This window comes from Paenibacillus sp. WC2504, assembly GCF_052682475.1.
Map to the genome: position 1 here is coordinate 3,046,917 of NZ_JBQZFH010000001.1, position 25,300 is coordinate 3,072,216.

General features: G+C 50.3%; 17 protein-coding genes. 15 read left to right on the forward strand and 2 right to left on the reverse strand.

What is annotated here, in order from left to right; translation table 11 throughout:
* The first annotated feature begins 12 nt into the window (after window positions 1-12).
* The 3 genes from ACUN27_RS13295 (at window position 13) to ACUN27_RS13305 (ending at window position 1,312) form a co-directional block, all read left to right on the forward strand.
* Complete coding sequence (locus ACUN27_RS13295) at window positions 13-807, forward strand: hypothetical protein (RefSeq protein ID WP_315952254.1); 795 nt, start codon at window positions 13-15, stop codon at window positions 805-807.
* Between the two features lie 78 nt (window positions 808-885).
* Window positions 886-1,035: a YfhD family protein gene (locus ACUN27_RS13300; RefSeq protein WP_315952253.1), complete on the forward strand. Its 150-nt coding sequence runs from the start codon at window positions 886-888 to the stop codon at window positions 1,033-1,035.
* 1 nt (window position 1,036) lies between these two features.
* Window positions 1,037-1,312, forward strand: coding sequence for a hypothetical protein (locus ACUN27_RS13305; RefSeq protein ID WP_315952252.1), 276 nt, complete (start codon window positions 1,037-1,039; stop codon window positions 1,310-1,312).
* A 71-nt stretch (window positions 1,313-1,383) separates the two neighbouring features.
* Here ACUN27_RS13305 and ACUN27_RS13310 read toward each other — a convergent pair whose 3' ends face one another.
* On the reverse strand, window positions 1,384-2,190 hold the full coding sequence (locus ACUN27_RS13310) for a glycerophosphodiester phosphodiesterase (RefSeq protein ID WP_315952251.1): 807 nt from the start codon (window positions 2,188-2,190) through the stop codon (window positions 1,384-1,386).
* 237 nt (window positions 2,191-2,427) lie between these two features.
* On the opposite strand from ACUN27_RS13310, the gene prmA reads away from it, so the two are divergent.
* The 5 genes from prmA (at window position 2,428) to deoC (ending at window position 7,114) form a co-directional block, all read left to right on the forward strand.
* Window positions 2,428-3,402, forward strand: coding sequence for a 50S ribosomal protein L11 methyltransferase (gene prmA, locus ACUN27_RS13315; protein ID WP_445559024.1), 975 nt, complete (start codon window positions 2,428-2,430; stop codon window positions 3,400-3,402).
* Between the two features lie 10 nt (window positions 3,403-3,412).
* Window positions 3,413-4,084, forward strand: coding sequence for a site-2 protease family protein (locus ACUN27_RS13320; protein WP_315952249.1), 672 nt, complete (start codon window positions 3,413-3,415; stop codon window positions 4,082-4,084).
* 117 nt (window positions 4,085-4,201) lie between these two features.
* On the forward strand, window positions 4,202-4,969 hold the full coding sequence (locus ACUN27_RS13325) for a 16S rRNA (uracil(1498)-N(3))-methyltransferase (RefSeq protein ID WP_315952765.1): 768 nt from the start codon (window positions 4,202-4,204) through the stop codon (window positions 4,967-4,969).
* Window positions 4,970-4,974: 5 nt separating this feature from the next.
* Complete coding sequence (gene mtaB / locus ACUN27_RS13330) at window positions 4,975-6,315, forward strand: tRNA (N(6)-L-threonylcarbamoyladenosine(37)-C(2))-methylthiotransferase MtaB (RefSeq protein WP_315952248.1); 1,341 nt, start codon at window positions 4,975-4,977, stop codon at window positions 6,313-6,315.
* A 118-nt stretch (window positions 6,316-6,433) separates the two neighbouring features.
* Window positions 6,434-7,114, forward strand: coding sequence for a deoxyribose-phosphate aldolase (deoC, locus tag ACUN27_RS13335; RefSeq protein ID WP_315952247.1), 681 nt, complete (start codon window positions 6,434-6,436; stop codon window positions 7,112-7,114).
* Here deoC and ACUN27_RS13340 read toward each other — a convergent pair.
* On the reverse strand, window positions 7,077-8,081 hold the full coding sequence (locus ACUN27_RS13340) for a Na/Pi cotransporter family protein (protein WP_326063784.1): 1,005 nt from the start codon (window positions 8,079-8,081) through the stop codon (window positions 7,077-7,079). The genes deoC and ACUN27_RS13340 overlap by 38 nt on opposite strands.
* 120 nt (window positions 8,082-8,201) lie before the next feature.
* Here ACUN27_RS13340 and ACUN27_RS13345 point away from each other — a divergent pair, with 120 nt between their 5' ends.
* From ACUN27_RS13345 to ACUN27_RS13375, 7 genes are all read left to right on the forward strand, one after another.
* Entirely contained in the window at window positions 8,202-9,578 is a 1,377-nt protein-coding gene (locus tag ACUN27_RS13345) for a class I SAM-dependent rRNA methyltransferase (RefSeq protein ID WP_326063782.1), read from the forward strand.
* A gap of 973 nt (window positions 9,579-10,551) precedes the next feature.
* Window positions 10,552-11,670, forward strand: coding sequence for a citrate synthase/methylcitrate synthase (locus tag ACUN27_RS13350; protein WP_315951521.1), 1,119 nt, complete (start codon window positions 10,552-10,554; stop codon window positions 11,668-11,670).
* Window positions 11,671-11,851: 181 nt separating this feature from the next.
* Window positions 11,852-15,379, forward strand: coding sequence for a helicase-exonuclease AddAB subunit AddB (addB, locus tag ACUN27_RS13355; protein WP_326063781.1), 3,528 nt, complete (start codon window positions 11,852-11,854; stop codon window positions 15,377-15,379).
* Window positions 15,380-15,404: 25 nt separating this feature from the next.
* Complete coding sequence (gene addA / locus ACUN27_RS13360; protein WP_445559025.1) at window positions 15,405-19,367, forward strand: helicase-exonuclease AddAB subunit AddA; 3,963 nt, start codon at window positions 15,405-15,407, stop codon at window positions 19,365-19,367.
* Between the two features lie 15 nt (window positions 19,368-19,382).
* A complete protein-coding gene (locus ACUN27_RS13365; RefSeq protein WP_315951466.1) occupies window positions 19,383-20,570 on the forward strand; it encodes an exonuclease SbcCD subunit D in 1,188 nt (395 codons plus the stop codon).
* Complete coding sequence (locus ACUN27_RS13370) at window positions 20,557-24,021, forward strand: AAA family ATPase (protein ID WP_445559026.1); 3,465 nt, start codon at window positions 20,557-20,559, stop codon at window positions 24,019-24,021. The genes ACUN27_RS13365 and ACUN27_RS13370 overlap by 14 nt, the downstream gene beginning before the upstream one ends.
* 122 nt (window positions 24,022-24,143) lie before the next feature.
* On the forward strand, window positions 24,144-25,241 hold the full coding sequence (locus tag ACUN27_RS13375) for a hypothetical protein (RefSeq protein ID WP_315951464.1): 1,098 nt from the start codon (window positions 24,144-24,146) through the stop codon (window positions 25,239-25,241).
* Window positions 25,242-25,300 lie beyond the last annotated feature (59 nt).

The following is a 25,300-nucleotide window of genomic DNA, read 5'->3' on the forward strand; positions in this document are numbered from 1 at the left end:
GAGGTGATGAAAATGAGAAAAATGCTGTTCACGTCTGTTTTGGCTGTCGTCATACTCGTTTCAGGATGCGGTCAAAAGAAAATGGATACCGCAGGTCAAACGTTCGGCAGTATAGATCAGACCACGATCGAAAGCTCTGTGCCTTCTCCACTTCCAACTGCAAGTGCACAGCCGGTCTCTTCTATTACACTGGACAAAGCAGTTCCCTCCGAATCTCCAAAGCCTACTGCAGAACCTGTAGCGACAACAACCGTTAAAGAAACACAGCCTACACCGCTTCCAACTCCGAAAGTATCGGAGCCACCTAAAGCTGTGCAAAGCGCACCTCCACAAGTTGATGCAACGAATGTCAAAACGGATGCTGCGCCTTCCTCCAGCCCGCAACCGAAGCCTGCGGCCACGGAACCAAGCAAAACCGTAAAGTCATCACCGTCAGCAGCTTCCAACGAAATAAACTGGGATCAGTTTTTTGATAATGAGAAGCAGGATACCCCTTCGGATCGCTTCTGGGATACGAGTGGTAAAACCGTACAAATCAAAGGTTTCATGGGTGAAGTACTCTCCTTTGAAAAACATTGGTTCCTGCTCATACCAAAACCGGGAGCAGAATGTCCTTTTGATAATGGGGATGAAACCTATTGGAATAAAATTATGATCGTATTTGTGCCGGATGATGTCAAACTTCGATACACTTCGGGGCCGCTGCTCATCACAGGCAAGCTGGATGTAGGTGTGAAACTGGATGAATCGGGCTATAAGACGATGTTTCGGCTCTATGATGCTTCTTTCGAGAAAATAAAGGAATAGGCTGTTTCGTATAATAAAGACTCGTTTTGGCAAACTAAAAACTGGATTTTACTATGATAGCTTTTAGGAGGTTCAACGATGAGTGCGAAGCAAAACCAAGAAAAGCAAAGTCATTTACCAGTTGCCAAAAACGAGGATGTAGAATTTTCGGCTGAGGTTGCCGATCGGGACGATTTCGAGGCGGCCGAACGGGCGAAAGCTGCGGATCATAGACAGGAAGAGAATTAACATGGCGGAAAAAGCAATCCTTGCTTATTTCCATTCTCCTGAGCAAGCCGAAGGTGCGGCAGCCAAGCTTAAAGCGCTAAGAGCTGCCGAAGTTCAGGTGGACCGGTTCAATAATGAGATTGGACGCGGCTTTGAATCTGCAATGGCGGATGGTATGTTTAGCGTAGACGGGGATATGAAGTCAGTTGGCCTGGATATCATCCTGGCTGCAGTCATTGACGACTCTGTGTACGATCAAGCATGCCGTGTTATTGAGAACGCCGGCGGTTCCATATAAACGAACAAAAGCATCGTTACCCGTGTAATACGCGAGTAATCGATGCTTTTATATTTTTGCAAAAAGTTAAGTTAATTATGGACGTTCATCAAACGAATGAGCTGATCGGGAGCGTCCGTAATAATGCTTGTGACTCCGAGTGCAAGCATACGCTTCATCATCGGTTTGTCGTTGACCGTCCAAGCGTAAACTTCTTTGTTGTGCGATGCGGCTTCTCTCATGAATTCATCGTTGACTAGCGGGTAGGCCGCAGAGACGACGTCGTAATCTTGACTTTCCCAAAGTGAGGAAGTTTCTGATTTCTGGCTTATAATAAGCCCCGTTTTAATGCGAGGATTCATTTTTTTTACGGTGTGAAGTAAACCGGTATCAAAGGATGTGACGGTGCATTGCTTTTCAAACTCATGAGCACCAATGATATCAACCGTCTTCTGAGCGAGTTGTACACCATGCCCATTATTTTTCAACTCTATATTTAGCTTGATCCGGTCCTTGGCCAGCTCGATCACTTCATCGAGGGTAGGGACGCGGTCACTTTTAAACTTTGGGCTGAACCAATTGCCGGCACTGGCAGATTTGAGCTCAGATGAGGTGACTTCCCACATGTTTTTGTTGATGCCCGTCGTGCGTTGAGCACTGTCATCATGCATGAGCATAACGACTCCGTCCGACGTTTCTTGCACGTCTAGTTCGGCGAATCCAGCTTTATCTGCAATGGCTTGACGGAACGCGCTCAGCGTATTCTCGGGCGCTTTCTTGGAGCTGCCGCGGTGAGCGGTCACTTGGCTGTAGTTATCAGCCAGCAGGGTGGCACTGGCAAAAGGTGCTGTGAGTTCCAGCCCAACAATAATAAGAAAAATGAGGAAAGTTCTTACCATGCGAAGACTCCATTCTAGGATAGTATAAGTGAGGTAATGACCATTGATAACTGTTGTTCACCTGTTATTAAATGTACCACAAATGTATTAGGAGATTATTAAGAAAATAAAAAAATATAGCGCTTACATTCAGGTTATTTTACCCAAGAAGCGAAGTGTAGTACAATGATCCTTGTGAAAATAGCCCTGATGGGCTTATTTTCGCGAAGGTGATAACCGATAGGAGGAGCACGACCGATGCTTTGGCAGGAATTAACCGTACATACGACAGAAGAAGCAATAGAAATGATTACGAACTTTGTTCATGAATTAGGCGCTGGGGGCGTCTCTATTGAAGAATCAGGGACACTAAACAAAGAGCGGGATACGTCATTTGGCCAGCTGTATGAAACGCCTTTTAACGATATTCCGGAAGGAAGAGCTGTGATCAAAGGCTATTTCTACCATGGGACGGACATGGAGCCGGTTATGGCGAATTTAAAGGCTTCGGTCGAACAACTAAGCGAATACGACATTGATACGGGCAATCCAACTTATGAAGTTAGAGAAGTGGATGACGAGGATTGGGCGCACGCTTGGAAACAGTATTTCAAACCGATTCGCATCACGGACCGTCTAACGATTAAACCGACATGGGAAGAGTACACGGCTTCACCTGGTGAACTGATTCTGGAGCTTGATCCTGGCATGGCGTTCGGAACAGGCACACACGCGACAACGTCACTTTGCTTGAAAACGCTGGAGAAGGTGCTTAAGCCAGGGGATGATGTCATTGATGTTGGAACGGGTTCCGGAATTTTGTCCGTTGCAGCTGCCAAGCTCGGGGCTAAGCATGTTTTAGCAGTGGATTTAGATCCTGTTGCTGTGACTAGTGCTGAGGATAATACGAAACAGAATGGGCTCGAGTCTAACATTACAGTGAAATTGAGTGATTTGCTTGGTGTTTTGAAAGAAAGCGAAACAGAAGGCGCTGACAAGCTTGGCGTCACGATTCCTGTGCAGCTGGTTGTCGCTAACATTTTGGCAGAGGTTATTGTTACTTTCGTTGATGATGTTTATGAAGTTCTGCAGCAAGGTGGCTATTACATAACGTCCGGTATTATTACCGCTAAGGAAGAGCTCGTCGAAAAAGCGCTGGTTGCTGCCAACTTTACAATTGTAGAGAAAAACTATGATTCGAATTGGGTTGTAATCGTAGCTAGAAAGCTGTAGGTGTTCATCCATGGGAGGATTATTGTTTTATGACTGGAGTACGCTGCCTTTCGTTATTCTGGTCCTCGTGCTTTCATTTACCATTCATGAATTCGCACACGCGTATAGCGCTTATAAATTAGGAGATTCTACGGCTTATCAATTCGGCAGGGTTTCCTTGAACCCGATGGTGCATTTGGATCTTTTCGGGACCATTATGCTGCTCATTGCCGGGTTCGGTTGGGCGAAACCGGTCCCTGTCAACCGCGGGAATTTCAAAAGCCCCCGTTTAATGGGGATTATCGTTACCGCGGCAGGGCCGATAAGCAACTTGATTCTTGCATTTATCAGTTTATTTGTATTTGCGCTCTTCCAGAAATACGGCTGGCTCGAAGGCATGTCAACGGGAAGCGCCAGTGCAATTCTAATCTTTTTAAAATTAATGGTGAACACGAATTTGACTTTGTTCTTGTTTAACCTTATTCCAATTCCGCCGCTCGATGGATACCGTATCATTCAAGATCTCGTGGATTTGCGATACTCGGAGTCTTTGCAAAAGTTCGAGCAGTGGGCATCGGTCATTTTCCTGCTTGTTGTATTCGTTCGACCGCTGCGTCAGGTGACATTAGATCCTTATTTAGGGTTAGGGAAAAATATCATAGATCTATTTTCCAGGCCAATCGCGTTCATTCTTGGTTTGTAGCTGCCAGTTTCATCCTTTTGTAGCTTTTCTGATTCAAAAAAGGTATGATGGTGAGTGGAAGATTGACCTAGGAATCCAATTGACATGGAAATGAACGAAGATAGAGAGGCTTGGACTATGCAGCGTTATTTTCTCCCGCCCGAGCAGTTTCACCTTGACAATCAGACTGTCACCATTGAGGGAGACGACGCACATCATCTGATGCGCGTGATGCGAGCAGACATCGGCGACAAGGTGATTTGCAGCAATGGATTGGATCGCGAAGTGCTCGTGCGGATTTCTCAGTTAGATAAGGGGCTAGTCACCGCGGAAATCGTGGAGGAACTGCCGATGAACGCTGAGTCAGCGGTTCAGGTCTGGATTGCTCAGAGCCTGCCCAAAGGTGATAAGATGGAAACGATTATTCAAAAAGGGACCGAGATCGGGGCAGCCCGGTTTCTTCCTTTTTTATCAGAGCGTACGATTGTGCAATACGACGCTAAGAAGGAAGCGAAGCGGACGGAACGTTGGCAGAAGATTGCCAAAGAAGCCGCTGAGCAAGCACATCGCAATCGTGTGCCGCAGGTAGAAGCCGTTTATTCGTGGAAGCAGCTGCTTCAGCAGGCCAAAGAAGCGGATGCAGCATGGATCTGCTATGAAAAAGAAGATGGTCAGCAATTGAAGCCAGCCATCCAGGAAGCGCTCGCCGCGGGTAAATTGGGACAAGGAAGCAAAGTCGTTATTGCAGTGGGGCCGGAAGGCGGATTTACGGAACAAGAAATCAAGCAGGCCGAAGAGGCCGGGTTCCGTTCTGTATCGCTAGGGGCTCGTATTTTACGCACGGAGACTGCTGCGATGGTAGGTCTTACGTGTCTTTTCTATGAAACCGGAGAGATGGGAGGATAAGCGTTATGGCAACGGTAGCGTTTCATACATTAGGATGTAAAGTTAATTTCTATGATACAGAGGCCATATGGCAGCTTTTCAAAAATGAGGGATACGAACAGGTCGATTTCGAGCAAACGGCAGACGTTTACGTGATCAATACTTGTACGGTAACGAATACGGGGGATAAAAAGAGCCGTCAAATGATTCGCCGTGCGATTCGTCGCAATCCAGAGGCGATTGTTGCCGTAACAGGCTGTTATGCGCAAACTTCTCCGGCGGAGATCATGGCGATCCCAGGTGTCGATATGGTAATCGGGACACAGGACCGTGACAAAATTATTCCGATTGTGAAACAATTTGAAACGGATCGCCAACCGATTAATGCGGTTCGCAACATCATGAAAACACGTCAGTTTGAAGAACTGGATGTGCCTGATTTTGCCGATCGGACGAGAGCTTTTCTGAAAATTCAAGAGGGCTGCAACAACTTCTGTACGTTTTGTATCATTCCATGGTCCCGCGGGCTAATGCGCAGTCGTGAGCCGCAAAGCGTTATTGCCCAAGCGGAGCAATTAGTGGCTGCCGGCTATCAGGAAATTGTCCTGACGGGTATTCATACCGGCGGATATGGCGAAGATATTGAGGATTACAGCTTGGCTAAATTGCTTTGGGATTTGGACAAAGTCGAAGGTTTGAAACGTATTCGGATTTCTTCAATCGAAGCTAGTCAAATTACGGATGAAGTCATTGAAGTATTGAAATCCTCGGACAAAATGTGCCGTCATCTGCATATTCCTTTGCAGGCCGGTGATGATCGTGTACTAGCGCGCATGCGCAGAAAATATACGACAGCTGAATTCGCCAGCAAAATTGAGCGTCTGCATGAGATTATGCCGGATGTAGCTATTACGACGGACGTAATTGTGGGCTTCCCAGGTGAGACTGAGGAAATGTTCCGCAATGGCGTAGAATTCATGGAACGCATGAAATTCTCTGAGATGCACGTCTTCCCTTATTCCAAGCGGACAGGTACACCAGCGGCGCGGATGGAAGATCAAGTGGATGAGGAAGTCAAAAATACGCGCGTTCATGAGCTGATCGATCTTTCTGAGAAAATGCAGTTAGCTTATGCACAGCAGTTTGTAGGTCAAGTACTGGAAGTAATTCCGGAACGAGCTTACAAAGGAGCACCTGACAGCGGTTTGTATATGGGCTACTCGGATAACTATGTACAGCTTGTTTTCCAAGGTTCGGAAGACATGATCGGCCAAGTTTGCCGTGTGAAAGTGACGGAAGCAGGCGTGAATGAAAGCAAGGGCCAATTGGTTCGAGTGTTGGAAACAGCAGCTGTTGTAAATTTGTAAGTCAAATGTTTAGACGTTAACATTTACCTCTAAGCGCGGTCGCTTCCTGAGATGGCCGCGATAGAGGTTTTCTCTATTAGCAGCAAGGCTGCACAATAAATAGGATGAGGTGTTTCTAATGACTTTAAATGCGAAAGAAATTGCCAAATATATCGATCATACCCTTTTGAAGCCAGATGCGAGTACGGCATCTATTCACAAACTGTGTGAAGAGGCGGCTCAGCACCAATTTTTCAGCGTGTGCGTGAACTCTCAGTTTGTTGGCGTAGCTAGCAAGGCGCTAGAAGGTACCGGCGTGAAAGTTGCAGCGGTTGTGGGTTTCCCGCTTGGAGCAAGCTTGAGCGAAGTAAAAGCATTTGAAGCTGCGAAGGCAGTAGAAAACGGTGCTGCTGAAATCGATACCGTGCTTCCGATTGGTCTGCTTCTAGAAGGTCAATATGATGCCGTTCGTTCGGATATTAAGCAAGTCGTGGATGCTGTCAAAGGAAAAGCGATTGTTAAAGTGATTATGGAAACCGGCTTTTTGAACGATGAGCAAAAAATAATGGCTTGCAAGCTTTCGGAAGAAGCTGGCGCTCATTTTGTCAAAACATCCACAGGATTTGGTCCTGGCGGTGCGACAGTAGAAGATGTACGTCTTATGCGCGCAAACGTATCAGATACGATTGGCGTCAAAGCATCGGGCGGCGTAAGAGATCTGCAAGCAGCGGTTGCGATGATCGAAGCCGGTGCAACTCGTTTAGGCACTAGCTCAGGTGTAGCTATTGTGAACGGAACTCAAGGCGCTTCCACATATTAAGATAGCAAAAAGGTAAGGCGATCAGCGAACAGACGACATTGAAAATCGTCTGCGAACGAGCAATTTGCGACGATGCGTCATCCGCGATCAGTGCCGAAAGGCTGACAAGCTGATGGATGAAGGGGTAAAAGAGGATCGCGCCTCCGACGTTGAGCAGGATATGCGACCAGGCGACGTATCGCCCGGCGCGTGAGGAGCTCATTCCGGCGATCAATGCCGTCACACAGGTGCCGACATTGGCGCCGATTGTGATGGCAATGCCCAGCTCGACGGGGATGCCTTGAATCGCGGCTAGGCCCATGGCCATCGCGATAACCGCTGCGCTGCTGTGCACCAGAGCCGTAACGGCGGCGCCGGCGATGATGCCCCACAGCAAGCTTTGCTTGGCTTCGGTGACAAACCAAGCGAAGAGCCCGCGGGACTGCAGCGCAGGCCCGATCGTTTGCATGATCTCGATGCCGAGCAGCACGAGAGAGAAGCCCGCCACCGCCAGCGCTCCGTAGCGGACGCTGCGCAGCCATTCGCGCCCGCCGGCAGAGTCGGCTGGTTCTTGCCCTCGCGCCGCTGATGGCGGCAAGGGACCGGCCAGCCAGCTCGCCATCCAGATGGCGGCGCTGACAAGCAGGATCGGCACACCGATCCCCCCGAGGCTGAGTCCGATCAGCTCGGTGGTGAGGCAAGTGCCGATGTTGGTGCCGAGAATGACGCCGAGCGTTCTCGGGAAGGTCAAGACGCCGGCGCCGACAAGGCCGATGGCGATGACCGTTATGGCGGTGCTGCTTTGCAGCGCCGCCGTGAGCACGGTGCCGGTGACGAGGCCGCGCACCGGCGTCCGGGTAAACCGCTCCAGCCACAGCTGGAGGCGGGGGCCGGCCCACGATTGAAGCGCTGTTTCCATGAGCTTCATGCCGAAGAGAAATAAAACTAACCCTGCAATCACAGGTAGGATTATGGTATTCATCATCATAGCATTCTCCCTCGCAAATGAACTTTTCATTATCACTCAATATATGTGACCGTACAGACAAGCATGACAAGCACCAAAGAGAGACGGAACGGTATCACACAAAGGACGGCTAATTGATATATGGCAGCAGTATTTTTACATAAGAAACGTAAACCTCGTTTAGAGCAAGGTCACCCATGGGTGTACAAAAGTGAAATTGAGCGCGTAGACGGAGAAGTTGTGCCGGGACAGCTTGTTCCGGTGCAGACACATCTGGGCCAGTATTTAGCGACGGGTTATTACAATGAAGCTTCGCAAATTACGGTCCGAATTGTATCTTACAAGCCACTCGAAGCCATGACGACAGACTTTTTTGTGGAACGGTTCACACGTTGCTTGCAGCATCGCAGCCGCTTCGTAAAAGAGGCAAAATCTTATCGGTTGGTCTATGGTGAAGCGGACTTTTTACCGGGGTTAATTGTAGATAAGTTCGAAGATACGCTTGTTGTACAGATTCTTACGCTGGGTATGGATCGCTGCCGTGAGCAGATTGTTGATGCACTGGTTCAGGTTGTTAAGCCGGCAGGCATCTATGAGCGCAGTGACGTCTCGATCCGTGAGTTGGAAGGTCTGGAGCAAACCAAAGGCTTATTATACGGTGAGTGTCCCAAACATGTGGACATTCTTGAAAATGGTCTGCGCATCCGGGTAGACATCGAAGAAGGCCAGAAAACCGGTTATTTCTTCGACCAACGAGAAAATCGCGCAGCCATCGCTCCGTTGATGACAGGTTGGGGCAATCGAAGTGGTATCGAACTTCGTGAAGTCGAACATGAGGGAGCCATGCAAACATTGCCTGTCAATGCGAACGGCAAAGTCGTGACATTCCCTTTCTGGGACGGCGCCTCAGTACTGGAGTGCTTCTCCCATACCGGCAGCTTTACTCTCAATGCTTGTAAATTCGGCGCGAAAAAAGTGACCTGCCTGGACATTTCCGAGCATGCCATTGAGAGCGCGAGAACAAATGTTGGTTTGAACGGTTTCCAAGACCGTGTCGAGTTCGTAGTCGCAGATGCTTTTGAGTACTTACGGACCCAAGTCAGAGGTTTGGATGAACGGAAAGTGCGAGCCAACGCCGGCAGCGGCGCACAAGGGAAAAAGATTGATACATCCAAGCCGGTTGCTGAAGGCGGCAGGACTTGGGATGTAGTCATTCTCGATCCGCCTGCTTTTGCCAAAACGAAAAGCGCAGTTGAAGGCGCATGCCGCGGCTACAAAGATATTAACCTGCACGGGATGAAGCTTGTGAATGAAGGCGGGTACCTTGTGACGGCGAGCTGCTCGTACCACATGCATCCGGAGCTTTTCCTGGAGACGATTCATGCGGCGGCGACGGATGCAGGCAAGATCCTGCGTTTAGTTGAATTCCGCGGAGCGGGCATGGACCATCCGCGCATTCTCGGTGTGGATGAGGGGCATTACTTGAAATTCGCGATTTTTGAAGTGCGAAGCAAATAAGTTGAGAGGAGCGGGGCCAATGTGGTCTCGCTTTTTTTGGCTAGAAGGGCTTTCAGGGAACTAGGGTCCGTTATTTCATTGAAAAAGCACATTTCCCTTAAGTTAAGGGAACTACTGTTCACTATTTGGCCAATTTCATTGGGAGGACGGCAAATTCCCTCTAACCTTTGCAGAGAGAGGCTCTTGCACAATAAATCAAGCTACTTTACCTACCTTCCACGACCCAACCGTTCTACTCAACATTCTGCAACCTTCCACCTCACCAGACATAGAAAGACTAGCGGAGAATTCCGCTAGGGCAGATCATAAGGGAACTGGCGTCCTCTATTTCGGGGATATCGTACATATTTCCTCGACGAGTGGAACTACAGGGTCTTATCTGACCCCTGCGACAGGCATTTCGGTCGAAATTCGTGGAATAGAGGCCTGTAGTTCCGCTTAGCTGTCATCAGGCTCCTTTTTCTGAAAATAGCGGACTCTAGTTCCCTTTAGTGACCCCATAATAGGATTCTTTCTTGGAATTAGGGATTCCATATCATTGAGATCATAGAGAACTACCCAATTTCATGTGAAAATTGGGGTGGAACTATGTTCAGCGCAACCTCAATGGATGAAATCCAATGAAAACGCCAAAAGTAACTCTAAATTGCTCATTTCATTGGACAAATTCCAACGAAACGGCAATATTTGGCGCTACAACACCACGATTAACTGATTTCATTGGATTTTATCCAGTGAGATCAATAATTGAGCTATTAAATCACAGTGTTCGTTGGATTTCATCCAGTGAATAAATCCTAAAACAGCAAAGAGTGGCACTACTTTTAATGTATAAATAAATGTAATCATGATTATAATGGTGAAATATTTCATTTATCATAACGAAAGAAAATACGAATTGGATGAACATGTCATTTCCGAATATGATGAAGTAAAGCGATTTCACACTTCACAGCGAAAGGAAAATGACGAGATGGCATCCGTAACCGGTTTGGACGGCATTATAGCAGCAGAAACAGAATTGTCCTTGGTCGATGGTCAGAATGGCGTTCTGGTTTATCGCGGATACGAGGCAAAGGAGCTTGCCTTGTACAACAGTTTTGAGGAAGTCGCCTATTTATTGTGGCATGGTGAGCTTCCTTCCACGGATGCGCTTGGCGCGTCAAAAAAACTATGGGCTGAACAACGCAGCATACCTGCCGAACTGAAGGCGGTACTGGATCTGCTGCCCAAGGAAAGTGAAATGATGAGCGTACTTCGCACAGCTACCTCTGTTTTAGGTACAATCAGCCATCAGGAGGCTGAATGGCCACTGCATTTTGAGCGGATTCTTGCGAATACCCTCATGCTGCCAACAATCATTGCTTATCACTATCGGAGATCGCAAGGGTTAGTGCCCATCGATCCTGACCCGCAGTTAGATCATGTGGCCAACTATTTGTACATGCTGACAGGTTCCGTGCCCCAGCAGGTTCATGTGAAGGTTCTAACAGCCTATTTGATTTTAGCGATGGAGCATGGGATGAACGCTTCCACCTTTGCCGGACGTGTTGTGTTATCCACACAATCCGATCTTGCTTCTGCGCTCTGCGCTTCCATAGGCGCAATGAAAGGGCCCTTGCACGGAGGAGCGCCTTCGGAAGTGCTTCATATGCTGGATGCGATTGGAGACAAAGAGAAGGCGGAGACGTGGCTGCGTGATGAGCTGAAGGCGGGTCGAAAACTCATGGGCTTTGGTCACCGCATTTACAAAACGAACGATCCCAGAGCGGAAGCGCTTCGCCAGCTCATGACCGAGTTAGCTGCTGAGGATCCCTGGTTCGATTTGGCCATCCACGTAGAAAAGGTAGCTGTCGAGCTGCTAAATGAATATAAGCCTGGCCGGAGATTGTACGTGAACGTAGAATTTTATGCTGCAGCCGTGATGCGGGCTATTGCGCTTCCGACGTCCCTCTTCACACCTAGCTTTACGCTGAGTAGAATGGTAGGATGGACGGCTCATTTATTGGAACAAGCGAGTTGTAATCGTATTTTTCGGCCGCAATCCGTCTATATCGGCGAATTGCCTTCGTCGCTGCGAAATAATCCCTAACCGGCTAAAACTTTTCATATGAAAAGCCATCCTCCCAATCATGTCTATGCATGTAAGTGGCGGAAGGCTTTTTTTGTTATGCCAGCTTAAGCCCATCATCTGCCACGCCTCTTTTCTACCAAAAGTATGATAGAATAGATAAGATTGATATCTTTTGAGATCAGCTTGAAGGAGGCCCTGTATGTCTATTCGTTTCGTGATCGGCAGAGCCGGCAGCGGAAAAAGTGAACGTTGTTTAATAGAAATGAAACAGCAGTTGGCGGTAGAGCCGGAGGGTGACCCGCTCGTGCTATTAGTGCCGGAGCAGGCAACCTTTCAGGCAGAGCATGCCATTGTGTCCGATCCCGGCATTCGGGGGATGATTCGCGCCCAAGTGTTAAGTTTTCACCGATTGGCATGGCGTGTCATGCAAGAAGAAGGCGGTACAGCGAGACTGCCGATTGATGATATGGGGAAGAAATTGCTGCTTACAAGCATTTTACATAAACAGAAAGAAAAGCTCCGCTTATTTGGCCACTCGGCTGAGCAAATGGGTTTTGTAGATCGTTTGAACCAACTTTTTACGGAGATGAAAAGGTATTGTGTAACGGCTAAGCAGCTCGAAGAGCACGAGCAGAAACGGGCTTCCGTACTTGGGGAGAGCGGTTTGCTTCGAGATAAAATGCATGACATTCAGCTGATTTACCGCCAATTTGAATCCGAGCTGTCCCGGCAGTATTTGGACGGTGAAGATTATTTAACCCTGCTGGCAGAGCAGATTCCGAACTCCGCTTATTTGCGGTCCGCTTCGGTTTGGATTGATGGCTTTCATGGTTTTACACCGCAGGAGTTTGCCGTGCTTGGCGCGTTATTTTCGACCTGCAAGCAGGTGACGATTACGTTGTGCCTCGATCGGGAGCTGCAAGCCGGGGATGCGCCGGATGAGTTGGATTTATTTCACCCTACGGCAACGACGATGGTTCGGCTGCAGGAGCTTATTTGGCAGCTCGGATTGCCGGCAGCCGAGGTTCATCTTCTTGCGCCGGACCGTTCGCCACGTTATGACGATAGTCCGTTGCTGGGATATTTGGAACGCAACTTCGACCGTCGGATTGGCGGTGGAGCACAGCGTTATAAACCGGCAGCACATGAGAAAACTAGCGATCAGCTCGTGATTGCAGAGGCTGTCCACCGCCGTGCTGAAGTAGAGGGCGCTGTGAGGGATATGCTGCAGTTGGTTCGTGAGCATGGCGTGCGTTGGCGTGAAATCGCCGTCATGGTTCGAAATATGGAAGGCTATCAGGATTTATTAAAAGCGGTACTGACCGACTACGAAATACCGCACTTTTTTGATCAAAAGAGGACCGTTTTGCATCACCCGCTGGTTGAATTTATTCGTTCGGCGCTGGAGGTTGTCCAGCACAATTGGCATTATGATGCCGTATTCCGCTGCGTCAAAACGGATTTACTTCTGCCGAGCGAGGCGGCTGATCAGCGAACAGAGTTGGATAAGCTGGAAAACTATGTGCTCGCTTTCGGTATTCAAGGCTACAGGTGGACGGATGGTAAGCCATGGAGCTATAAGTTCCGGGCCAATCTGGAAGAAGCCGATGAAGGTGTACAAGAGCAAACGGCTGAATTAGCCGCTTTGAATAGAAGCAAAGAGTGGGTGGTTAGGCCGCTTCTTGCTTTTGCCAAACGTTTGCAGCAAGCCGGGTCAGTGAAAGCGCAAGTTGAGGCTCTATATGAACTTCTCATTTCGGTACAGGCTCCCGAAAAATTGGAAGCTTGGAGTCAGCAAGCGATTCAGGAAGGCAAGCCGGAGAAAGCCCGTGAGCATGGCCAAATGTGGAACAGTGTCATGGAGATGCTGGATCAGCTCGTAGAGACGATGGGGGACGATGAGCTGTCCCTTGAGATTTTTAACAGCCTCGTAGAGACCGGCATGGAAAGCATGAAGCTAGGGTTAGTGCCGCCTTCGATGGATCAATTATTGATTGGCAGCATGGATCGGACCCGCTCAAGCGGTATTCGTTATGCTTACATATTAGGTGTGAACGATGGCGTAATCCCTGCCCAAATGCCGGAAAAAGGGGTTCTGACGGAAGCGGAACGGAGTGTTCTGATGGAATCCGGTCTTCCGTTGGCGGATGGAAGCCGGCGCAAGCTGTTGGATGAGCAATTTATCGTATATACGTCGTTAACCGTGCCTGGTAAACGACTGTGGATGAGCTATCCACTGGCAGATGAAGAGGGCAAATCGCTGCTGCCATCCGAGCTGATCAAACAAATGCGTCAACTATTTCCCGGGACTGAGACACCGCTATTGCTCGCTGAACCGGCTCCTGAATCTCCGGATAATGAGCAGGCAGCTTATATGGCGCATCCGAATCAGGCGATCTCCTATTTGGCTGTGCGCATGAAGCACTGGATGCTAGGCGGCCGCATGGCGGATTTGTGGTGGGAGACCTACAACTGGTATGCAGATAAGCCCGAGTGGCAGATGAAGCTGCAATCCGTCGTTCAGGCCCTGCGTTACACGAATAAAGAGAACAAAATATCTTCCAAAACGAGCAAGCTGTTATACGGTCAAAATCTGCGGGCGAGTGTCTCACGTATGGAAAAATATGTAGCATGTCCGTTTTCCCACTTTGTATCCCACGGTTTGAGGCTGCAGGAAAGACGCGTCTACCGTCTCGATGCCCCGGATATCGGGCAATTGTTTCATGCCGCATTGAACCAATTTGTCCAAAGATTGCAGCAGGATCAACTGGATTGGGGATCGCTGTCAGCAGAAGAATGCATGGAGCGTTCTGCACAGGTTGTGGACGAGCTTGCCCCGAGACTGCAAGGGGAAATTTTGCTCAGTTCCAGCAGATATGCCTATATCGCGAGAAAATTGAAGCAAGTTGTGGGCAGAGCGGCTGTTGTCTTAGGTGAACATGCGAAACAGGGCCAGTTTGAACCGTTAGGTCTGGAAATCGACTTCGGCCCGGGCAAAGAACTGCCGCCTTTAACCTTTGATTTAGAGAATGGCTGCACTATGGAAATCATTGGTCGTATCGACAGGGTGGACCGGGCGGATGGCGAGCAAGGCGTATTGCTCCGAGTCATTGATTACAAATCAAGCTCAACTTCTTTGCAGTTATCTGAAGTGTATTATGGGCTATCGCTGCAAATGCTCACCTACTTGGATGTCATTATTACACACGCAGAGCGTTGGCTGGGCATTGCGGCGAAGCCGGCGGGCGTACTTTATTTCCATGTGCATAACCCGATGCTGCAGCAAAAAAATGCGCTGGACCCTGCGGCCGTCGAGAAAGAACTTCGGAAACGTTTTAAAATGAAAGGTTTGATCACGGCCGACGCTGAAGTTGCTGGATTGATGGATAGTGAGCTGTTAAAAAGCGCGGGGCACTCGCAATTAATTCCAGTTGCTTTGAAGAAGGACGGAAGCTTCTATTCAAGCTCCTCCGTCGCCACGGATGAACAGTGGGACACGCTTAGGAAATACGTGCGCAAGCAAGTAAAAGGAATAGGAACGAGCATTACCGATGGTCATGTCGACATTGCTCCCTACCGGCTAGGCAAAAAAACAGCCTGCTTGCACTGCTCTTATAAATCGATTTGTCAGTTTGATCCGTTGTTTGAAGGCAATGAAATCCACGTTCTGAGACAGCGGGGGAAAGACCAGCTCTGGTCCGAATTGGAGCAAAATGTTAGCCCGTGAGGAAGACGGAAAGGAGTGCAACGAAGTGAATAAACAACAACAGCCCAAGCCTCCCGGCAGTACGTGGACGGACGATCAATGGGACGCGATTACCCTCAAGGGTCAAAATATGCTCGTTGCCGCTGCGGCCGGATCAGGAAAAACCGCCGTACTTGTGGAACGAATTATCCGGCGAATTTCCGATGAATGGGAGCCCATCGATGTAGACCGGCTGCTGGTCGCAACCTTCACTAAAGCGGCGGCCTCGGAAATGAAGCATCGCATACGCGAAGCGCTGGAGAAAGAACTGATGAAACAGCCGCATTCGCAGCATTTGCGTAAGCAGATCGCGCTGATGGGGCGCGCCTCAATTACAACGCTCCACTCCTTCTGCTTGGAAGTTGTGCAGCGTTACTTCAGCCTCATTCGTCTTGATCCCGGCTTCCGGATCGCGAATGAGACGGAAGCGGAACTGATGCGCCAAGATTTGCTAGGCGAGATGCTTGAGGAATATTACTCCGTAAGCGGAGAGAACAGCGCCTTCTGGCGGCTGGTGGATTCGTTTAGCGGCGAGCGGAACGACGACGCAATCATGCAGCTTATTCAGAAGCTGTATGATGTGTCGCGCAGTCATCCGTGGCCGGAGCATTGGCTCAGAGCGACGGCTTCAATGTTTGGGGCTCCGGAGCCTGCGCCGCAGGAGGTGCCGGATGAGGCAGCCGCCGTTATACAGGAGGCGCTGCCATATGTTGCCGCTACGTCGGCGCCGGCAGACTACGGGATCTGGGAGCAAAGTCTGATCCGCGACCTGGTTTTGGAGTTGGAAGGAGCCGCCGACTTATTGCGGCAGGCGATAGAGATCGCTGATTCGCCAGGCGGGCCAGCTCCTTATTTGGACAACTTGCGAGAGGATTTATTGCTCGTAAATAACCTGCTGGAGACGACCACTTACCCATGGTCCGTTCTGTATCGGGGTTTTCAAACCGTCGAGTTTGGCAAACTCAAAGCCTGCAAAGGCGACGACTACGACAAAGCGCTTCAGGAAGAAGTCAAAGAGCTCCGCAATAAAGTCAAAGAGCAAATTAACAAAATGCAAGAGGAGCTGTTCGGCCGAACCCCGGAACAATTCCATCAGGAAATTGCCGACATGGCGCCGCTTTTGCATACGTTAGTAGATTTGGTTGCGGATTTCGGGCATCGTTATCAGGCAGGTAAACAAGCGAAAGGCTTGATTGATTTTGCTGATTTGGAACATTACTGCTTACAAATTCTAAGTGCGCCTGGCTCCATCCCCGGTGAATTGGTTCCATCTGAGGCAGCGCAGGCTTATCGGAAGCAATTCGCTGAAGTTCTGCTCGACGAGTATCAGGATACGAATCGTGTGCAGGAAGCGATTGTGGAATTGATTTCGAACGCAAACCCTGGTAATCGATTTATGGTTGGCGATGTGAAGCAAAGTATTTACCGATTCCGGCTTGCAGAGCCGGGGCTCTTTCTTGAGAAATATAAAGCTTATCGCTCTAATAAAGATGAGCCATCAGAAGTATCATCCGCAGGCGGGAGAATCGATTTGGCGCGTAACTTCCGCAGCCGTATCGAAGTCGTGGACGCAGTCAATTTTATTTTTAAACAAATGATGAACGAAACCGTAGGCGAAGTCGCGTATGATGAGCGCGCTGAGCTCGTCTATGGAGCGGGATATCCGCCATCTGCCTCGGATTGCTCCGTCGAGATGCTGATCATTGATCGAGGAACAGATGCACCCGACCCGAGTGAATCTTATTCAGCTGATTCGGAAGATAGTGAAGAGATAAATGCCGAAGCTTCACCCGAAGGTGCTGCTGTTGATCCCGTTTTGGAAGCGCAGGAGCTGGAAACCGCGCAATTAGAAGCGCGAACCATCGCTCGCCAAATTCAGGGGCTGATGGGCACCGGCGGCAAGGAAGCTTTTCAAGTATTTGATAAAAGAACCGGCGGTGACCGCTCTGTCACGTACCGGGATATCGTCATCCTGCTGCGCGCCACGCAGATGTGGTCGCCTATCCTCATTGAAGAACTCAAAAAGATGGGCATACCTGCTTACGCAGAGCTAAGTACGGGATATTTTTCCGCAACAGAAGTGGAAGTCATGTTATCCCTTTTGAAAGTCATCGATAACCCGTATCAGGATGTACCGCTTGCTGCTGTATTACGGTCACCGGTGGTTCAGTTAACGGCCGAAGATTTGGCACAGATTCGCATTGCAGATAAATCGGTGCCTTTCTACGACTCTGTGCTGCAAACCGCTGGCAGCGAGAAGACCGAAGAAAATGAGATTTTGCTGCAAAAGCTGAACTACTTCCTGGAGATGCTGGAAACGTGGCGGACCGAGGCGAGACAAGGCTCTTTGGCGGATTTAATCTGGCATATTTACAGACAAACAGGTTACTACGATTTCGCAGGCGGTTTGCCGGGCGGCGTGCAAAGGCAGGCCAACTTAAGGGCGTTGTACGATCGTGCCAGACAATATGAAAGCACATCCTTGCGCGGGTTATTCCGATTCCTTCGTTTTATTGAAAGAATGAAAGAGAGCGGCGGGGATCTAGGCACAGCGCGTGCACTCGGAGAACAAGAAGACGTTGTAAGGATCATGTCGATTCATAAAAGTAAAGGGCTGGAATTCCCTGTTGTTTTCGTGGCGGGGATGGCCAAAATGTTTAACCAACGGGATCTGAACGATTCGTTTCTTTTGCATAAAGAGCTTGGGTTCGGCCCGCGTTTTGTAGACACAACATTGCGTGTAAGCTATCCAACCCTGCCTTCCCTTGCGATTAAAAGAAGGATGAAACTGGAGCTGCTTGCAGAAGAAATGCGGGTGCTTTATGTCGCATTGACAAGAGCAAGAGAAAAACTTTATTTGCTTGGGACTGTCAAATCATTGGATAAGCTCTTGCGCGGTTGGGGCAGGCATCTGTCCAGAACGGAATGGTATTTGCCTGATTTTGAACTGGCGAAAGCCAAAAGTTATCTGGACTGGGTGGGTCCGGCACTGCTGCGGCATCCTCACGCCGGTCTCTGGAGAGAGCGTTTGGGCATTAGCGAAGCTTCTTCAGGAGTACGGTTATTGGAAGATCCTTCGGCATGGAAGTTGACGATTATTAAGCCTGAAAGCTTGCTATCGGATGAAGTGCTGGAAGAGTCAAACTTGGCCCCCGACGGAGACCGAATGGAAAGCATTCGCCGGATTGAGACCGTAACGACGTCAGGTGAGTGGCAGGAATGGCTGGATGATCGGCTGTCATGGTCGTATTCGTACCCTGAAGCACCTAAACTTTTTGCGAAGACGACGGTTTCCGAAATGAAGCGGTTGTCGGAGCTGAATCGAATCTCCGATGAGATGGAAATGCCGGTTGCAACAGAAGTCATTGCTCCAGGAGCTACGACGCAGACTTCCGGGAACGGAAGGTCCATGATTTGGCGCAGGCCTAAATTTATGGAAGAGAAGAAGCTGTCAGCAGCGGAAAAAGGAACTGTCGTTCACGCCGTCATGCAAAATCTCTCCCTGCAGGAAGTACCGACGGAGGCAAGCATTCGGGGGACACTGCAAGAGATGTTAACGAAACAAACGTTGACCGCTGAACAAAGTGAAGTGGTGGATATCCCGGTTGTATTGCGCTTCTTCGAGACCGGAGTTGGACAACGGATGCTTCAGGCCAGGAATGTACAGCGTGAGGTGCCTTTCAGCTATGGGCTGCACGCAGACGAGGTTTATACGGGAACAAATCGTTCCACGAGCGGTGAAACGGTACTGATTCAAGGGGTCATCGATTGTTTATTCGAGGATGAACTCGGCCTGGTTCTGGTTGATTATAAAACGGATGCAGTGAAAGGCAGCAGCGATGAGGAGTTGAAGCTGCGGTATGAGCAGCAAATTTCACTCTACACGCGTGCTGTGGAACATATTTGGAAACGTCCGGTAAATGGAAAGTTTCTGTATTTCTTTGATGGAGCGAAGCTGCTCGAAATGTAAGATGGAGGATGAGGTATGCGAATTTTACACACGGGTGACTGGCATTTTGGCCGAACGTTGGAAGGACGAAGCCGTCTGGAGGAGCAATCCGCTTTTGTGGATGAGCTGGTAGGTATTGTACAAGACCAAGAGATTGACTTGGTCTTAATCGCCGGTGACGTCTATGACAGTGTGAATCCTCCGGCAGCTGCGGAACAGCTTTTTTATGAGAGTATGGCACGTCTCGCCGATGGCGGTAAACGTCATGTAGCCATCATCGCAGGCAACCATGACCATCCGGATCGCGTTGCTGCAGCTGCACCACTTGCGGGCAAACAAAACATCACTTTAATCGGCTTGCCTGTTCCTGATATCCAATCCATAGGAATCCCTCGAACCGGGGAGCTGGCTCGTCTTATTGCACTGCCGTATCCATCGGAGTCGCGTCTCAAGGAGCTGCTCTCAGACGTAGCGGAGGAGGAAGCGCTGCGGAGCAAGTATTCCGAACGAGTGGGGGCGCTTATTCGTAAACAGGCCGCTGCTTTTGAAGCGGGGACGGTTAATTTGATCATGAGTCACCTCTACGTGCTCGGAGGCCTCGAAACCGAATCGGAACGACCGATTCAAGTGGGCGGCGCGTATACCGTAGATACACCAGCGCTGACAGCAGGGGCGCAATATGTGGCGCTAGGTCATTTGCATCGGCCGCAAAATGTAAAAGCAGCTTCGCCTATCCGTTATTGCGGATCGCCAATTGCCTATAGCTTCTCGGAAGCCGGACAAGCCAAATCCGTAACCGTGCTCGATCTGCAGCCTGGACAGGCGGCTGAGCCGAAGGAAATTTTTCTGACCTCTGGACGTCCGCTCGTCAGTTGGAAAGCTAAAGAGGGGATTGGGCAAGTTCACCAATGGTTGGAAGAGAAACGGGATGCTTCCGCATGGATCGACTTGGAGATCAACATGACGGAAGCGATGTCAATCGAACAAATTCAATCGCTACGCAAAGCGTATGACGGTTTCATACACATTCGGCCGATTTATCCGGAGATGGAGGCTGTCAGGGCAGCAGCGCCGAAGGCGGATTTGTCCATGGAGGAGCACTTCACACGCTTCTACTCCCGGCAAACCGGAGGCGCCCAGCCAGAGCCGGAGCTGATTCGGCTGTTCTTGGAGCTGCTGGAGGAAAAGGAACAACTAGGAGGACCTGAATATGCGTCCAATTGAGCTGCAAATGTCCGGGCTCCAAAGCTATCGGGAACTGCAAACGATTGATTTTAACCAGCTGGTAGGAGCGGGTGTGTTCGGTATTTTTGGACCGACAGGGAGTGGGAAATCATCCATTCTCGATGCCATCACGTTATCTTTGTACGGTAAAGTCGAGCGGGCCAGCGGCGGCACGCAAGCGATCATGAATCATGCGGAGCAGACGCTGTTCGTCTCTTTCACTTTTGAGCTCACGAATGCAGCGGGTACAGAACGTTATCGGGTAGAGCGACAATTCAAACGTGGCACGGAAATGTCCATTAACGGAACGATCGCCAGATTATTGCATTTGCAGGACAAGGAAACGATTGTACTTGCGGACAAAGCGGGTGAAGTCAATCAGAAAGTGTTGCATATTCTGGGGTTGTCTATGCAGGATTTTACGAGAGCCGTCGTGCTGCCGCAAGGGAAATTCGCGGAGTTTCTGACGCTGACAGGCAAAGATCGCAGACAAATGCTGCAAAGGCTTTTCCATCTCGAACAATACGGGGATCAGTTGAGCGCCAAAGTAAGCTCCAAAGTGAAAGAAACGGATAGCCTGGTGAAACAGCTGGCGGCCGAACAGATAGGCTTAGGCGACGCCTCGGAGCAAGCGCTGCAAGCAGCGAATGAGCGGCTTCAAGAAGCTGAACGTGAAGCGGTGAGGAGCCGCCTGCATTTGAGTGAACAGGAAAAGTGTTACGAGGAGCACAAGCAGATTTATCACTGGCAGCAAGAGCAAACTGTGTTTGAATCGGAAGCGCAAAAATTGCAGGAACTAGAGCCGCAAATACGCGAGAAAGAGCTTCTCTTGGGATATGCGGAGAAAGCGGAGAAAGTTAAGCCTTATTTGGAACAGCATGTGTTAGCTGTCAAGGATGTACAAAGCGGCCAATCGAAGCTGGAGGCTGCGAAAGTGAGCCAACAAGCATCAGAGGCAGCGTACCAACAAGCGACGGAACGATATGAGCAAGCTCAGCAAGAGCTTTCGTTGAAGGAAGGTCCTCTGTTATTGCGGTTAGACCAATTGCAGCAGGCTCTTGTTATTCAGCAGGAGCTGGATCAAGTTGGCCAGCAAGTAAACCTTGCCCAGCAGCAAGAAAATGAAGTGAAAACAACGTTAGCTGCGCTGCAAATGGATCTTAAGAAGAGCAACGAGACGAAGCAGAAGGCGATTTTGAAACAAACGGAACTGAAGGAACAACTCAAGTTGGCAGAGACCAATACGGCGACTACTCAGCTGTTACATAAAGCGCTTCAGGAGAAAAAGGCGATTGAACAGCTCCAGCAGCAGAAGGAAGACGCTCAAAAGGCGTTCGAAGAGCGAGTTCGTTCACACGCTGCGATTGAGCATGATCAATTGCAAGTAGCAGATAAGCGGAAAGCCATGATGGACAGACTGCACATATGGATCCAACGTTCAAGTGAAGTGAGCTCGGAGGGGCAGCAGCAGAATGCTTCTTCTCATGCCTTTATTCCTGTTTTGCAAGACGAGCTGGTGCAGATGAAGCAGCGTTGGAAAAGGCAAGAACGTCATGCGCTGGCGGCTATATTGGCAGGTGAGCTAACGGATGGAGAACATTGTCCTGTGTGCGGAGCAACCGAGCATCCTTCCAAGCACATACCATCGGCAGAAACGGCAAATGGAGAAGACATCGAGTTGCAGCTTCAACAAGGGGAAGCGCTGCTTCAACGGGTTAAGGAGCGATTATATACCCATGAGCAGCGTTTGAATCGAATGACAGCTGTTATGCAGCAAGTTGTTGAATTGGCGTCGCAACCATCACGATCTCCGCTGGCTGACCACGAAGTTGGGCAAGTATGGAAGGAAGCGGCGGCAGCTCTGGAAGGAGCTGTCTCTCTCCGTGTGGCTGAGTCACATGAAGGAACTGGACTCCCTGGCTTGGAACATCGATGGATGGAAATGGAAAAAGAATGGGAAGCGATTATCTCCCGTGCCGATGAACTCGAAAAGTCGCTTCAAGTTTTATCCAAAGAGTATAGTGCGCTAGAACAACAGACTGTGCAAACCGCCGCGCAGCAGCAAGCAGCTGCGAGTCTATTAACTGAAGCGGAAACTAGACTGACTGCTGTCCAAACCACAATGAACGAACAATTGAAGCAGTGGCAGGTTAGATATTCTGAGCTTTCTTGGGAAGAGATTGACCGGCAACTGGAACAACTGCTGGCCAAAGAAAGGCTAGCTGAGGAGCTTCGCGCACGCATCGAGAAAAGCGTCCCCTTTCTGGATGAGCTGATCGTGAAGATTGAGGAGCTTCAGCGTGCCGTCGTTGAGCAGGATCGGACCGCCCTGCAGCTGCACGAGCGCCTGCAGGGCCTTGCGCAGCTCGCCGCCGACAAGTCGCGGCAGCTCGCGCAGCGCGCGCCCGGCGCGGCTGTGCCGCAGCTCATCGCGGAGGCGACCTCCGCGCTGGAGCAGCTGCGCCTCGCCGCGCAGCAAACCAAGCTCGCGCACGCTGCCGCGCAGCGCGAGCAGTCCCTGGCGGCGCAGCGCTACAGCGCCGCCGCCGAAGCTGCTGCCGCTGCCGCGCGGCAGCTGGCACAGACGGAGCGCGCGCTGAGCGGCGCGCTCGCGGAGAACGGCTTCGCGTCGCGCGAAGCCGCCGAAGCTGCGGCGCTGGCGCCTGAGCAGCGCCGCCAGTGGGCGCAGCTCGCGGCGGAGCACCGCGAGCGTGAGCAGGCGCTGCGCGCCCAGCTGGCGCAGCTGGCAGCGAAGCTGCAGGGCCGCGTGCTGAGCACAGACGCGTGGGCGCAGACGCAGGCGCTGCTGAGCGCCGCGAAGGCCGCTGCGGAGGCTGCGCTGGAGTCGCGGGCCAAGGCGGCCCAGGGCGCCAGCGAGCTAGCGGCGCGGCACGCGCGTTGGTGCGAGCTCGAAGCGCAGCGCGCGGAGCAGGCGAAGCAGCTGGAACGGCTTGGCAAGCTGCAAGCCGTGCTGAAGGCGAACGCCTTCGTCGAGTATTTGGCCGAAGAGCAGCTGATGCAGGTCAGCCGCGCTGCTTCTGAGCGGCTGGGTGAATTGACGCGGCGACGGTATGCGATTGAAGTCGACTCCGGCGGCGGGTTTGTCATCCGTGATGATGCCAATGGAGGTGTCAAGCGCCCTGTTAGCACACTGTCTGGCGGCGAAACCTTCCTGACTTCGTTAGCCCTGGCGCTTGCGCTCTCTGCGCAAATTCAGCTCAAAGGCGAATATCCGTTGGAATTCTTCTTCCTTGACGAAGGCTTCGGTACTTTGGATCAGGAATTGCTGGATATGGTCATTGGCGCTTTGGAAAAACTTCATATGGACAGCTTGGCGGTTGGCGTCATTTCTCACGTGCCGGAGCTGCGAGCTCGTCTAGCCCGCAAATTAATTGTTCAACCGGCGGAGCCGTCCGGGCGTGGAAGCCGTATTATGCTTGAGGAGCAATAGCGCACGAGCTTTCACGATATGCCTTTTTTAGCCTCCTTTCCTATACCGTAGGTAAAATCATCAAGCCGATTCGTACAAGTTGGCATACACTGCTACATCTTTTACGAAGAGGAGAATGGTGAATGGCTACTTTTCATGAGGCTTTGAAACATAAGAATAGAATTTCACCTGTTTTGTTGAAGCGTGCGGAAGTTGTTGCAGTTGGCGTTGGTTATATGGACCCAAGCAAGCCTGCGCTAGGTTCAGGTGTCATCGTGTACACCCAGAAGAAAATCGTTCCCTCTAGTATGAATAGCCTCAAAGGCACGCTTGCCAAAGCGGGTTCATCAGTACCCATTCGTTTTGTTTCTGCTGGCGAATTCAAACGGCATGTAGCAGCTCCAAAACCGAAAGCAGCGAAAATAGGCGGCTATCAAGGTAAACATCGTCCTGTTCCCGGTGGTGTAAGCTTGGGGAAAGTGGATCCGGATTCTACAGGAACAGGCGGCCTTATCGTAACGAAGAACAATCAGCTGTATATTTTGAGCAATAACCATGTACTGGTCAAAAATAACACATCAGCGTCAGTCACAACCGTACAACCTGGTCCCGCGGACGGCGGTCAAGCGCCAGCAGATACGCTTGGAAGGCTTTTTGAGTTCACCAAATTAATCCCTAACGGTGTCAATTTCCAGGATTCTGCGCTTGCAAAACCAACTTCGAACAGCTTGCTGAATCCAAGATATTTAATCCGTGCATCCGGTCGGCTGATTACAGTGCCAGGTCATGTGAACACTTACCCCGTCGGGTTGCAATTGATGAAGTCAGGCCGTACAAGCGGATTTGTCAGAGGAACGATTGAAGCTAATCATGCTGACGTGCGCGTGACTTATGGAGGGACACTTGGCGTTCTGACATTCCGTAATCAATTGGTCATTCGCGGTACTAGAGGACCAGTTTCCCTTCCGGGGGATTCCGGATCGGTATGGCTGCGTTCCAGTGACAACTTTGCTGCGGGGCTTAATTTCGCCGGGAGTGATAATGGCATGCTTTCGATTAGTAACCCGATCGATGTCGTCATGTCCCGCTATGGGGTGAGGACGGCTGTTCCTGCGGCCAAAGGCACATTCAAAGCAGGCGTAATTAGAGGACATGCGGCTCGAGGAAGTCGTACTCTCGTGAAGCCTCTTTCTGTAGGACAACGCAAACGTATTCGCGCTGTGCGCGCTATTTCGAAGTAAGACAGAGCTGGAAAGGATGCAAGTCCTTTCCGGTTCTTTTTTTTCTGATAGTGCTACTT